We start from the raw sequence: 12,704 nt of genomic DNA, 5'->3' as shown, positions 1-12,704 counted from the left end.
GCCCTCCGAGGTCGAAAATTTGAAGCTCGGAGAGCGGAGCACCGGCCTTGGATGCTGGCGATCGGCTCTCCGACCCTGGAGCACGAGGCTTTCTGCCCCGCGCTCCGGCAGCAGACGGCGGCGCGTCAGTCCATCAGGTCGGTGTAATCCGCGGCGGCGTAGCGCTGGGCGCGTTCCCACGGTGCGGCGGCGGGGGCGGGCAACGCCGTCACGCGCGTGAGCTTGCGTTGCGTGCCGGTGGCGTTGCGCGATTCAACGCGGCGCGGGTATTGGCCGGCCACGTCCCAATCGACGGTGACGGTGCGCTCGCCCTGCGTCGATCGGTAGGTCTGTACGCCATTGCGCACGGGGCCCTCGGCGCGCATGCCTTTGAGCGCGGCCGGGTCCAGCAGGTGATACGCCGTCGCCCAAGAGCCGTCGAAGCCGATGTTGGAATATTCGGCTGGTTCCACGGCGTAGTTTTTCTGCTGCGAAACGCTGACGACGCGCACGGTCAGCGCGCCCTTGGCATCGCGTTCGATCCAGCGCGGGGCGGCGTCGGTATCGGCGTGCTTGTGGCCGGCGTGGGCGTTGGCGTGGTCATGTTCCTGTTCGGCGTGCGCCGAAGCCGGCGGCAGCTCGCGGGCGATCCAGATGCGGTCGCCCTGGCGGTAGACGCGCTCGGCAAAGCGGACGTCGCGCTGGATGCCGTCGGTGCCGAGCGACGACAGTTGATGTTCGACGCGCAGGGCGGTCAGCGAGTTGGACGAAGCCGGGCCGGCGGCCTGTGCCGTGCCGGCAAGCGCGGCGAACGCGAGCGAAAGAAGGAAGCGAGCAGATCGGATCATACGAATTTGGTCAGGCTGAAACGAAAAAAAGCGCATGCCGATTGCCTCGGCATGCGCATCAATGGAAACGCAGGAATCAGAGGCCCATGGCCGTCTTGACCACGCCGAACACTTTCGTGTTGTCCAGCGTGCCCTTCAGCGGTGTGCTGCCCGGACCAGAGGAGAACAGCATCACATCCCCGCCGCCGTGCGTTTCCGAACCAGGGGTGCCGAGCTGCACGCCCACTTCCTGCAAGTAATCGTCTGCAGCCGTGTCGACCGCGGCCACGTTGTCGCGCGTGGCCTTGCGCGGCGTGCCGCCGTTGCCGAACACCAGCGTGGTGTACGGCAGGCCGTCGGCGGCCAATTGCGGCTGGCCGGTCTTGATGTCGTTCGACACGCCCAGGATCGGGTTGCCCTTGCGGGGGTAGCCGTTGATCGTCATCGTGTGGTCGTGGTCGGCCGTGACGACGATGAGCGTGTTCGACAGATCCGCCGTGCCCAATGCGCGCTTGATGGCTTCGTCAAACGCACCGGCATCTTCCAGCGCGCGCTTGGCATTGGTGCCGTGCAGCGCGTGGTCGATGCGGCCGCCTTCCACCATCAGGAAGTAGCCCTTGCCGTTTTTCTGCAGCACGCGGATGGCCTTCTCGGTCATGTCCGCCAGGCTGGGCTCGTCCACATTGTTCTTCTTGCGGTCTAGCTCGTAGTTCATGTGGTCCAGGTTGAACAGGCCGAGCAGCTTGTTGGTCGTGGCCGGGTTGACGGCGGTGAGCTGCGTGCCGGTGGTCACATAGGTGTAGTTGGCCGCCTGGAACTGGGCGGTCAGGTCGGTCGTGTCGGTGCGCTTGCTGCCCGTCGTGCCTTGCGGCAGGTAGTGACGGCGGCCGCCGCCAAGCAGCACGTCCAGGCCATCCTTGAGCGCGGCGTTGTACAGCGCGTTGCCCGGCGCACCTTGCGCGGCGATGGTGTTCTCGCCGTCGCGGTGGCAGACGTGCGAGTACGTGGCGGCCGGCGTGGCGTGCGTCACGCGCGTGGTCGTCACCGCGCCCACCGACTTGCCGGCAGCCTTGGCGAGTTCGAGCAGCGTGACGGCAGGCGTGCCGTTGTTGGCGGGGCACGTGCTGTCTGCACCGCTCACGTAGCCCTTGCCGGTGGCATCGCTGGCCTTCGTGTCGGCCGACATGGAGATGACTTCGTTGTTCATCTTCACGCCGGTCATGTACGCCGACATCGACGGGGCGCTGTCGGTGGTCTGCGCATCGTTGGAATACGTCTTGATGCGCGCCGTGCGCTTGAGCGATTCCATCGTCAGCTTGCCGGCTTCGCCCACCTTGTAGATGCGCGTGGCGGTGACGGTGGTCGGGCCCATGCCGTCGCCCAGGAAGAAGATCACGTTCTTGGCTTCACCGGCGGCGTGCGCTTGGGCGCAGGCACCGGCTGCCAGCGCCAGCAGCGTGGCGTGCAGGATACGGTTCGATTGCGTGTTCATGATGTGCCCTCTCCCTCTTACAGACCCACGGCCTGCTTGATGAGGCCGAAGACCTCGGTGTTGTCCATCGTGCCGGTAAAGCGCTCCGCACCCAGGCCGCGTGCGCCGATGAAGACATCGGTGCCGCCGTGCGTTTCGCCGCCCGGTGCAACCGGGATCACGGCTTCCTGGTGGTAGGTCTTGTCGTACACGGCGGCATCGGTCAGTGCGCCGCGCGTGGCCGGGCGGTTCTCGCCGGTGCCGAAGCCGATGATCGTGAACGGGTTGCCGCCCGTGTCGGTGGCGTTGGCGCCCGTCACGTAGTTCTTCAGCAGGCCCAGCACGCCGGGGTTGCTGTCGCTGGTCGGGCCCGTGCGCTTGGCGTAGCCGTTGAGCACCAGCGTGTGGTCGTGGTCAGCCGTCACGACGATCAGCGTGTTCTTCAGGCCCGGGTCGATCGTGTTGAGCTTGTCGATCGCGCCGCGGATGGCGGAATCGAACGCCACCGTGTCCTGCAGTGCCTTGCGGGCGGTGGTTTCGTGCAGCGCGTGGTCGATGCGGCCGCCTTCCACCATCAGGAAGAAGCCATTCTTCTTGGCGGCCAGCACGTCGATGGCCTTGTTGGTCATCTCGCCCAGGCTCGGTTCCTTGCTCGGATCGCGATCCAGGTCGTACGACATGTGGCTGCTGGTGAACAGGCCCACGACCTTCTTGTCGGTGGCTTGCAGCGTGTCGAACTCGGCCTTGTTGCTGGCATAGCGGTAGCCGCCTGCCTTGAGTTCAGCGATCAGGTCGCGGCCGTCGGTGCGCGCGCCGCCTGCGGTGCTCGGCTGGAAGTGCTTGCGGCCGCCGCCAAAGACGACGTCCACGCCATCGCCCAGCGCGGCGTTGAAGCCCTTGCCAGCCGGCGTGAGTTGCGCGGCAATGGTGTTTTCGCCGTCGCGGTGGCAGATGTGCGAATACGTGGCCGCCGGTGTGGCGTGCGTGATGCGCGTGGTGGTGACCACGCCCGTGCCGTAGCCTGCAGCCTTCATCAGTTCTAGCAGCGTCGTGACGGGCTTGCCGTTGCCGCTGGGGCAGGTGCTGTCGGCGCCGGAGAGGTAATCCTTGCCGCCCGCGTCATAGGCCATCGTGTCTGCAGACATCGAGATGACCTCGTTGTTCATCTTCACGCCGGTCATGTAGGCCGACATCGACGGCGCCGAGTCGGTCACCTGCGCGTTGTTCGAGAACGTGCGCACGAAGCCGGTTTCCGGCAGCGTGTCCATGGTCAGCTCGCCGTCTTCGCCCACCTTGTAGATGCGCGCGGCGGTCATGGTGGTCAGGCCCATGCCGTCGCCCAGGAAGAACACGACGTTCTTGGCGGGCGTGGTGGGCGTGCCGGCATCCGGCGCGGCAGTGCCGGCGTTGCTGGACGTGCCGTCGCTGCCGCACGCTGCCATGGCGAGCGCGGCTGCCGCGGCAGCGGCGTACTTCGTAAGTTTGTGGTTGTGCATCGTTGGCTCCCTGAACGATGCCGGGCACTTTGGTGGCCGCGTGTTGCACGTCCGTGATGCGGGTGCACCACTTCCTAACCGGATCGCAAGGTTCAAATGTGACAACCGATTGACACCGCTGCATGAGCCGCGCTACCGCTTTGCAGTTTCCTGAGCGGCGAGCCATGCATTGGCACGCGCATCCGGGGCGCCGCCGCGCTACGATGCCGGCACCTCCGCTTGCTTGCCTGCGACCATGCTCACCCGCCAGTTCGTCAGCCACGTCACGCTGCGGCGCGACACCGTTGCCGCCTTCGACGCCTATCCGTTCAGCCTGCCCGCCGTGCGCGCGCTCGAGACGCTGGAGCTGCATCCCAAGGTCACGTTCCTCGTGGGGGAAAACGGCTCGGGCAAGTCCACGCTCATGGAGGCGATTGCCGTGGCGCTCGGCTTCAACGCCGAGGGCGGCTCGCGCAACTTCAACTTCAGCACGCATGCCTCGCACTCCGAGCTGCACGCGCATCTGCGCATTGCCAGGGGCTTTCGCAAGCCGCGCACCGAGTTCTTCCTGCGCGCCGAGAGCTTTTTCAACGTGGCCACCAACATCCAGCAGATGGATGAAGAGCCGGGCCTGGGCGGGCGCGTGATCGATTCCTACGGCGGCCGATCGCTGCATGCGCAATCGCACGGGGAATCGTTTCTCGCGCTGCTGATGAACCGCTTCGGCCCGAACGGCCTGTACCTGCTCGACGAACCCGAGGCAGCGCTGTCGCCGCAGCGGCAGCTGGCGGTGCTTACGCGCCTGCATGACCTGGTGCAGGCGGAAAGCCAGTTCGTGATCGCCACGCACTCGCCCATCCTGATGGCCTATCCCGACGCGTGGATCTATCAGTGTGACGGCGACGGCATTCGGCGCATCGCCTATGAGGAGACCGAGCACTTTCAGGTCACGCGGGACTTTTTGGCGAATCCGCAACGGATGCTGAACATGCTGCTGGAGCAATGAAGGGCCGTGGTGGCGGGCGGCCGAATCCGCTACAATCCAGCCCATTCCGAGGAGCGTTGCAACGGGTGGGCACTGCCCCAACCGCCAGGCTCGGAAGTTCAAACGGCGCTCGCAGTATCGTGGCTGACACGATGGCGAGAACGCATCTATCCGGGCCCCCAGCATGGGCTCCGTCTCAGTGGTCATCTCCCCGCGTGCGGTCACCCTTCTTTTCCGGAGTGATCCAATGAACGCTGTCACCGAACTGAAACACGATTACCTCGTCGCCGACATCAAGCTGGCCGACTGGGGCCGCAAGGAAATCGCCATTGCCGAGACCGAAATGCCCGGCCTGATGGCGATTCGCGACGAGTTTGCCGCCAGCCAGCCGCTCAAGGGCGCGCGCATTGCCGGCTCGCTGCACATGACCATCCAGACCGCCGTGCTGATCGAGACGCTCAAGGCACTGGGCGCCGACGTGCGCTGGGCCTCGTGCAACATCTTCTCGACGCAGGACCACGCGGCCGCCGCGATTGCCGCATCGGGCACGCCGGTGTTCGCTTTCAAGGGCGAATCGCTCAAGGAATACTGGGATTTCACCCACCGCATCTTCGAATGGCATGACGGCGGCACACCCAACATGATCCTGGACGACGGCGGCGACGCAACGCTGCTGCTGCATCTGGGCGCCCGCGCCGAGAAAGACGCTTCCGTGATCGCCAAGCCGACCAGCGAAGAAGAGACCTTCCTGTTTGCCGCCATCAAGGAAAAGCTGACGAAGGACGCGACCTTCTACAGCCGCAACCTCGACGCCATCAAGGGCGTGACCGAAGAAACCACCACGGGCGTGCACCGCCTGTACCAGATGGCCCAGCGCGGCGAACTGCGCTTCCCGGCCATCAACGTGAACGACTCGGTCACCAAGAGCAAGTTCGACAACCTGTACGGCTGCCGTGAATCGCTGGTCGACGGCATCAAGCGCGCGACCGACGTGATGATCGCCGGCAAGGTGGCGATCGTGGCCGGCTACGGCGACGTGGGCAAGGGCTCGGCCCAGGCACTGCGCGCGCTGTCGGCGCAGGTGTGGGTGACCGAGATCGACCCGATCTGTGCACTGCAGGCCGCCATGGAAGGCTACCGCGTGGTCACGATGGACTACGCTGCCGAGCACGGCGACATCTTCGTCACCTGCACGGGCAACTACCACGTCATCACGCACGACCACATGGCCAAGATGAAGGACCAGGCCATCGTCTGCAACATCGGCCACTTCGATAACGAGATCGATATCGCATCCGTTGAGAAGTACCAGTGGGAAGAGATCAAGCCGCAGGTCGATCACGTGATCTTCCCCGACGGCAAGAAGATCATCATCCTGGCCAAGGGCCGCTTGGTGAACCTGGGTTGCGCCACGGGCCACCCGTCGTACGTGATGAGCAGCTCGTTCGCCAACCAGACCATCGCGCAGATCGAACTGTGGACCGAAGCGGTGAAGGGCTCGAACAAGTACCCGGTGGGCGTCTACACGCTGCCCAAGCACCTGGACGAGAAGGTCGCGCGCCTGCAGCTGAAGAAGCTGAACGCGCAACTGACCGAACTGACTGATCAGCAAGCTGCGTACATTGGCGTGAGCAAAGAAGGCCCGTACAAGGCTGACCACTACCGCTACTAAGCCGTACCTGCCGGCGGCATTCCCCGCCGCCGGCTCTCCAACCGAGGATTCCTCCATGAGACTGCTCGCTGTCTGGGTCATCAACGCGCTGGCGTTGCTTCTTGTCGCCTATCTGCTCAAAGGCATCCACGTCAACGGCTTCGGCTCCGCGCTGATCGCGGCGCTCGTGCTGGGTCTGGTCAACACGCTGATCCGCCCCATCCTGGTGATCCTCACCCTGCCGGTGACGCTGCTCACGCTTGGGCTGTTCATCTTCATCATCAACGCGCTGCTGTTCCTGTTTGTCGGCAACCTGCTGGCGGGCTTTCAGGTGGCCAGCTTTGGCGCCGCGCTGCTGGGCTCCATCCTGTACAGCGTGATCTCGTGGCTGCTCTCGAGCCTGTTGCTGCGCGAGGCTTAAGGTTTCTGTCATGCAAGACCGTCAATTCAGTTTCGAATTCTTCCCGCCCAAGACGGCGGAAGGCGCCGAGAAGCTGCGCAACACGCGCGCGCAGCTTTCGCCGCTCAAACCCCGCTTCATCTCCGTGACGTTCGGGGCGGGCGGCACCACGCAACAGGGCACGCTGGATGCCGTGGTGGAAATCCAGCGCGAAGGCATCGAGGCGGCGCCGCACCTGTCGTGCGTCGGCTCGTCGCGCGAGAGCATCCGCGGCATTCTCAACACGTATCGCGAGCACGGCATTCGCCGCATCGTCGCGCTGCGCGGCGACATGCCCTCGGGCATGGGCGAGATCGGTGAATTCCGCTTCGCCAACGAGCTGGTCGAGTTCATCCGCCAGGAAACCGGCGAGGCTTTCCACATCGAAGTGGCGGCCTATCCGGAATACCACCCGCAGTCGCGCTCCGCCCGGCACGATCTGGAGAACTTCGCCCGCAAGGTGAAGGCCGGTGCGGACTCCGCCATCACGCAATACTTCTTCAACGCGGATGCGTACTTCCAGTTCGTCGACGACGCACGCAAGCTCGGCGTGGACGTGCCCATCGTGCCCGGCATCATGCCGATCACGAACTCGTCGCAGCTCATGCGTTTTTCCGAGATGTGCGGTGCGGAAGTGCCGCGCTGGATCGCCAAGCGCCTCGAAGGCTTCGGCGACGATCGTGAGTCGATCCGCGCGTTCGGCCTGGACGTGGTGACGGCCATGTGCGACCGCCTGCTGCAAGGCGGCGCGCCGGGCCTGCACTTCTACACGCTCAATGCCGCCGGTTCCACGCGCGCCATCTGGCAGCGTCTGGGCCTGTAAGCAGAAAGCAGCAAAGCCAAGGAGATCGTCATGGCAGCCGCACCCGATCCGCTGATCGCCTGGTTGCTTGACGAACTCCGGCCGCTCGCCGCACAGATCGGTGAGATCCGCGCCCGCCGCATGTTCAGCGGTGCGGCGCTGTATTACGACGACATCGTGTTTGGGCTGGTGCTGCGCGGCACGTCTTATCTGCGCGTGGACGACCTCACGCGTGAACGTTTTCTCGCTGAAAAATGCACGCCGTTCAGTTACGAGCGCAACGGCCGCACCATCAGCATGACGGGCTATCTGAGCACACCGGCAGAGGCGCTCGACGGCGGGCAGCCCTTGCGCGACTGGGCGCGGCTGGCCATTGAAGCTGCACTGCGTGACGCGAATGCCAAGGCGGCCAAGCCCAAGCGCGCCGCAGCAAAGACTGCCAAGGCGCCCAAGGCAACAAAGACAACGGCGACCAAGAAGGTCGCCGCAAAAAAGACAGTCAAGCGCTGAACGCTCAGTACAGCGTTGTTTTCAGGCGTTCGGGCAATTCGCGATCATAGGCGTCGCCATCAAATGCGCCACCGCTGATGCGCTGCAGGATCTTGCCTGCGGTGGGCACGGCCGGTTTGGTTTCCTGCGCGCCGCGCTCCCAAAGCTTTGAGCGCACCAGTGCCTTCGAGCAGTGGAAGTAGACGGTCTGCACCTGCACGAGGATCACGCTGCGCGGAAGCTTCCCCTGCACCGCAAATGACGCGAGCAATTCCGGATCCGCCGAGATGGTCGCCGTGCCGTTCACGCGCAATGTTTCACCCACGCCGGGCACGATAAAGAGCACCGACACGCGGCCGTCTTCGACGATGTTGCGCAGGTTGTCGATGCGGTTGTTGCCGGGCCGATCGGGAATCGCCAGCAGGCGTTCGTTGAGGATGCGCACGAAGCCCGGCGCATCGCCCTTCGGCGAAGCATCCGTGCCCTGCGCGCCCACCGACGACAGCACGATGAACGGCGACGCCTCCACGAACGCGCGGTAGTCGGCGTTCAGGTGGTCGATTTCCTTGAGCAGCGAGCGTGGGTTCGGCGCGCCATACACGGCTTCAAGGTCGGCAACGGTTTTCAGCGTGTGGGACATGGGCATTCTGTGAGGGGTCAAAACGCGCCGCGCTCGGTGACGATGCAGTCCAGCGCGATGTCGTGCGGTTCCGGCGCAATGGATTCCACGCGGTTCACTTCATATGCCACGCCAATTGTGCGCGGGCGGTGCCCGGCGGCATGCAGCGCAGCCAAGGTGCGATCGTAGAAGCCGCCGCCGTAGCCGATGCGATAGCGTTGCCCGTCAAAGCCCACGCACGGGATCAGCAGGGCATCGGGCGTTTCCATCTCACCCGAGCGGGGGATGGGGATGTTGTACGCGCCGGGCGTCATTTCACAATCGGGCGTCCATCGCCGAAACTGCAGAGGAGAGAATTTGTCAGTCACTATGGGCAGCAGTGCATGGCGCGTTGCGTCAGCCGCCAGCCAATGGCCCAGCACGGTCAACGCATCGAACTCTCCCTGCGTTGGCCAGTAGGCGGCCAGGCGTTTGACGGGCAGTGCGTTCAGCAACCCAGCCAGGTGATGCGCCAGCGCGGCATCCTGTGCGATGCGGTCTGGCAGCGCCGCGCGCGCATCGAGCAACATCGTGCGCAGCGTGCGGCGCGATTCGATTGGCGTGGTGGGATTGGCCGGATCGTGCGTACTCATTGGATGTGGCCTCTCGCCGGTTCACGATCCGTAGCGAGCGGCCCGAGGTTGGTGCGAGAAGCGCAGTCGTACACGTGTACGGCGAGCATCGCAGTGCCAAGATCGGGCCGCGCAGTAGGATCGTGAATTGGCGCTAAGGCTGACATGGGATAATTCGGCAGACCTAACAGTGATTGGATGGGGCAGGAGATGACATTGAAGGCCAAGGCAGTATATCGCGCGGTCGCGCTGGCTTTTGCGGGCGTGGTGGGCATGAGCGTGGTTGGCCCGACGCCGCTGGCGGTGGCGGCCAAGCGCCAGGCGCCGCAAGGCATTCCGGCCAATCCGGACGATGCGTTTGTCGAGTTGCGCAACGCTGCGCGCCGCAACGATGTGTCGCGCAGCTGGGAGCTGGCCGACAGCCTCTCCGATTACCCGATCCAGTCTTACGTGCAGTATTTCCGCATCAAGCCGCAGTTGTACGATGCCAGCGGCTATGCCCGGACCGATGCACCGGAAGATGAAATCCGTTCGTTCCTGCAGCGCTACAAGGGCGAGGCGATTGCCGACCGGCTGCGCAACGACTGGCTGCTCGTGCTGGGCAAGAAGCGCGACTGGGCGACGTTCGATGCGGAATACCCCAATTTCGTGCTGAAGGACGATACGCAGGTCGAGTGCTATGCGCTGCTCTCGCGCGCGATGAAGGGCCAGAACGTGGCCGCCGATGCGCGCAACACGCTGTCGGATCCCAAGGGCTATGGCGAGGGGTGTGTCGACCTGATCGGCTATCTGGCGCAGTCCAAGCAGTTCACCCGCGCGGATGTGGCGTTGGCGGCGCGGCTGTCGCTGGAGCAGAACCTCGTCACGCAGGCCTCGCGCATTGCCGCGGTGTTGCCCGACGGCGATCGCGTGGACAACGACACGCTGGCCAACGTGACCCGCATGGCGCGCAACGATCCGTCGCAGGCGACGGCGTATCTGCTGGCGCAAAGCGGCGGCTTGTCGCGCGAAGAGCAAGGCACGGGCTGGGGCGTGATCGGTCAGTACGCCGCCAAGAAGCAGACGCCCGATGCGCTGGATGCCTACCGCCGCCAACTGACGCTCGGCGGCGATGCCTACCTGTCGGACGAGTCGCAAGAGTGGCGTGTGCGCACGGCCCTGCGCGCGGGGGACTGGAAGATGGTGCGCCAGGCCATTGAAAAAATGCGCCCCAGCCTGCGCGATCGTGATCCCGCCTGGACGTACTGGTACGGCCGCGCGCTCAAGGCCGACAACCGCAACGACGAGGCACGCCAGCAGTTCCAGTCGATCGCCGGCCAGTTCAATTTCTATGGCCAGCTGGCGCAGGAAGAGCTCGGCCAGCGCATCACCGTGCCGCCGCGCACGACCGTGACTGACGCCGAGATCGACGTGATGGGCCGCAACCACCCGGGCTTTGGCCGTGCCAAGAAGCTGTACGACCTGAATCTGCGCTTCGAAGGCAACCGCGAGTGGAACTGGGAGCTGCGCAACATGAGCGACCGCGAGTTGCTTGCCGCAGCCGAATATGGCCGCAAGCTCGGCCTGCTCGATCGCACCGTCAATTCGGCGGACAAGACCAAGGCCGAGCACGACTTCTCGCTGCGCTTCCCGACGCCATACCTCAATGTGGTCCAGCGCAACGCCGATGCCGTGGGGTTGGACATTGCCTGGGCCTACGGCCTGATCCGCCAGGAGTCGCGCTTCATCATGGACGCGCGTTCGTCGGTGGGCGCCTCGGGCCTGATGCAGGTGATGCCGGAGACTGCCAAGCACATCGCCAAGAAGATCGGCCTGCCGGGGTTCCGCGTTTCGCAGATGAGCGACATCGATACCAACGTGCTGCTGGGTACGGCCTACCTGTCGATGATCCTGACCAACCTGGACAGTTCGCTCACGCTGGCGACCGCCGGCTACAACGCGGGCCCAGGTCGCCCGAAACGCTGGCGCTCGACGCTCGCGCGGCCGGTGGAAGGTGCGATCTTCGCCGAGACGATCCCGTTCAACGAGACCCGCACGTATGTGAAAAACGTGCTGTCGAACGCGACGTACTACAGCGCGTTGCTGACCGGCCGCCCGCAGTCGCTGAAGGACCGCCTGGGCAAGGTGGCGCCGGAATCCGTGACGCCGGACGACCTGCCATAAGCGCTCGATCGTTATCCCGCTCACCCAAACGCCCGCCGCAACGCGGGCGTTTTTTCATGGGCGCGTGCGCTGGCTGGCGCACAGAAGTGTGGCTTGCGGCACGCCGCGTCGACATATCTTGGGGGCGATCGCCTTCGGGATGTATTGTGGTGTTGCCCCCTCCCGTCTTGGAGATGCCTCTATGCAGCCCTCCAATCTGCTCGTCTTTGGCGGTACCGGTTTTATCGGTTCGCAGTTGCTGTCACGGCTGGTGACGGAGACGTTTTCCGCGCCCGGCCTCCCCGAGGGCCGGATGATCGTGCCCACGCGCGATCCTGAGTCTGCCCGCGCACACAACCTCACCCTGCTGCCGCGCGTGGACGTGATGGACGCCGACATCTACGCCGACGATGCCCTCGAAGCGTTGTTCCTGGCGCTCACCGAACGCGGCGGAGAGCACTGTGCCGTCATCAACCTCGTCGGTGTGCTGCAGGATGCGCGAGAGATGCCGTACGGGCCGAACTTCCAGCGCGTGCATGTCGATCTGCCCCGCCGCATTGTCGCCGCATGCCGACGCCATGGCGTGAACCGGCTGCTGCACATGAGCGCGTTGGGCGCTGACCCCGCCGGCCCGTCGATGTATCTGCGCAGCAAGGGCGACGGCGAACGCGTGGTCATGAACAGCGAGCTTGACTGGACGGTGTTCCGCCCGTCGGTGGTCTTCGGCCCGCAAGATCATTTCCTGAATCTGTTTGCGAGCATGCAGCGCATGGCGCCGTTTGTGCCGCTGGCCTGTGCCGATGCGCGCTTCCAGCCCGTATACGTGGATGACGTGGCCGCCGCGTTCATCAATGCGCTCAAGAAGCCCGCGACGATCAGGCATGCTTATCCGCTGGTCGGGCCGCGCGTCTACACGTTGGCGGAGCTGATGCGCTTTGCCGGACGTGCCAGCGGCCACCCGCGCTGGATCGTGCCGCTTCCCGAAGGTCTAGGCCGCATGCAGGCCGCGCTGCTCGAGCATCTGCCTGGCGCGCCCATCTCGCGGGACAACCTCGACTCCATGCGCGTGGACAACGTCAGCATGGAACCGGTCGCACCGGAACTCGGCATCCACCCGCTCGGCATGGAGGCGGTGATGTTGCCCGCGCTGGCCGGTTTTGGGCCGGACCGCGGATTGCGTGCCGCACGGACGCGGGCGCATCGCTAGAAGCTAC

At 64.9% G+C, this 12,704-nt stretch carries 12 protein-coding genes and 1 riboswitch; of the genes, 7 read left to right on the top strand and 5 right to left on the bottom strand.

Features of this window, described 5'->3' with window-relative positions; translation table 11 throughout:
* Positions 1–125: 125 nt before the first annotated feature.
* From NG898_RS09960 to NG898_RS09950, 3 genes are all read right to left on the bottom strand, one after another.
* Positions 126–827, bottom strand: coding sequence for a hypothetical protein (locus NG898_RS09960; RefSeq protein ID WP_252692154.1), 702 nt, complete (start codon positions 825–827; stop codon positions 126–128).
* 76 nt (positions 828–903) lie between these two features.
* Positions 904–2,298, bottom strand: coding sequence for an alkaline phosphatase (locus NG898_RS09955; protein WP_252692153.1), 1,395 nt, complete (start codon positions 2,296–2,298; stop codon positions 904–906).
* Between the two features lie 17 nt (positions 2,299–2,315).
* On the bottom strand, positions 2,316–3,773 hold the full coding sequence (locus tag NG898_RS09950; protein WP_252692152.1) for an alkaline phosphatase: 1,458 nt from the start codon (positions 3,771–3,773) through the stop codon (positions 2,316–2,318).
* 235 nt (positions 3,774–4,008) lie between these two features.
* Between NG898_RS09950 and NG898_RS09945 the strand changes: the two genes are divergently transcribed.
* The 5 genes from NG898_RS09945 (at position 4,009) to NG898_RS09925 (ending at position 8,139) form a co-directional block, all read left to right on the top strand.
* Positions 4,009–4,758, top strand: coding sequence for an AAA family ATPase (locus tag NG898_RS09945; protein ID WP_045205174.1), 750 nt, complete (start codon positions 4,009–4,011; stop codon positions 4,756–4,758).
* A 42-nt stretch (positions 4,759–4,800) separates the two neighbouring features.
* Positions 4,801–4,876: riboswitch (S-adenosyl-L-homocysteine riboswitch) on the top strand.
* 108 nt (positions 4,877–4,984) lie between these two features.
* The gene (ahcY, locus tag NG898_RS09940; RefSeq protein WP_252692151.1) at positions 4,985–6,409 is read left to right on the top strand and encodes an adenosylhomocysteinase; all 1,425 of its coding nucleotides are present in this window, start codon (positions 4,985–4,987) and stop codon (positions 6,407–6,409) included.
* 55 nt (positions 6,410–6,464) lie between these two features.
* Positions 6,465–6,809: a phage holin family protein gene (locus tag NG898_RS09935; RefSeq protein ID WP_004628357.1), complete on the top strand. Its 345-nt coding sequence runs from the start codon at positions 6,465–6,467 to the stop codon at positions 6,807–6,809.
* A 10-nt stretch (positions 6,810–6,819) separates the two neighbouring features.
* The gene (gene metF / locus NG898_RS09930) at positions 6,820–7,650 is read left to right on the top strand and encodes a methylenetetrahydrofolate reductase [NAD(P)H] (RefSeq protein ID WP_015856052.1); all 831 of its coding nucleotides are present in this window, start codon (positions 6,820–6,822) and stop codon (positions 7,648–7,650) included.
* Positions 7,651–7,680: 30 nt separating this feature from the next.
* Entirely contained in the window at positions 7,681–8,139 is a 459-nt protein-coding gene (locus NG898_RS09925) for a TfoX/Sxy family protein (protein ID WP_252692150.1), read from the top strand.
* Between the two features lie 4 nt (positions 8,140–8,143).
* Here the strand turns inward: NG898_RS09925 and NG898_RS09920 are convergent, their stop codons facing one another.
* Positions 8,144–8,758 carry a pyridoxamine 5'-phosphate oxidase family protein gene (locus tag NG898_RS09920; protein WP_252692149.1) on the bottom strand — a complete coding sequence of 205 codons (615 nt, stop codon included), beginning with the start codon at positions 8,756–8,758 and terminating at the stop codon, positions 8,144–8,146.
* A gap of 17 nt (positions 8,759–8,775) precedes the next feature.
* Positions 8,776–9,369, bottom strand: coding sequence for a 5-formyltetrahydrofolate cyclo-ligase (locus NG898_RS09915; RefSeq protein ID WP_252692148.1), 594 nt, complete (start codon positions 9,367–9,369; stop codon positions 8,776–8,778).
* A gap of 189 nt (positions 9,370–9,558) precedes the next feature.
* Here NG898_RS09915 and NG898_RS09910 point away from each other — a divergent pair, with 189 nt between their 5' ends.
* Complete coding sequence (locus tag NG898_RS09910) at positions 9,559–11,511, top strand: lytic transglycosylase domain-containing protein (RefSeq protein WP_252692147.1); 1,953 nt, start codon at positions 9,559–9,561, stop codon at positions 11,509–11,511.
* Positions 11,512–11,692: 181 nt separating this feature from the next.
* Complete coding sequence (locus NG898_RS09905) at positions 11,693–12,697, top strand: complex I NDUFA9 subunit family protein (RefSeq protein ID WP_252692146.1); 1,005 nt, start codon at positions 11,693–11,695, stop codon at positions 12,695–12,697.
* Positions 12,698–12,704: the final 7 nt, after the last annotated feature.

The sequence above is a fragment of the Ralstonia mojiangensis genome, from assembly GCF_023955645.1.
GTDB lineage: Bacteria > Pseudomonadota > Gammaproteobacteria > Burkholderiales > Burkholderiaceae > Ralstonia > Ralstonia mojiangensis.
The sequence above is the reverse complement of the archived record's forward strand: the minus strand, read 5'-3'. Positions and strand labels throughout refer to the sequence as shown.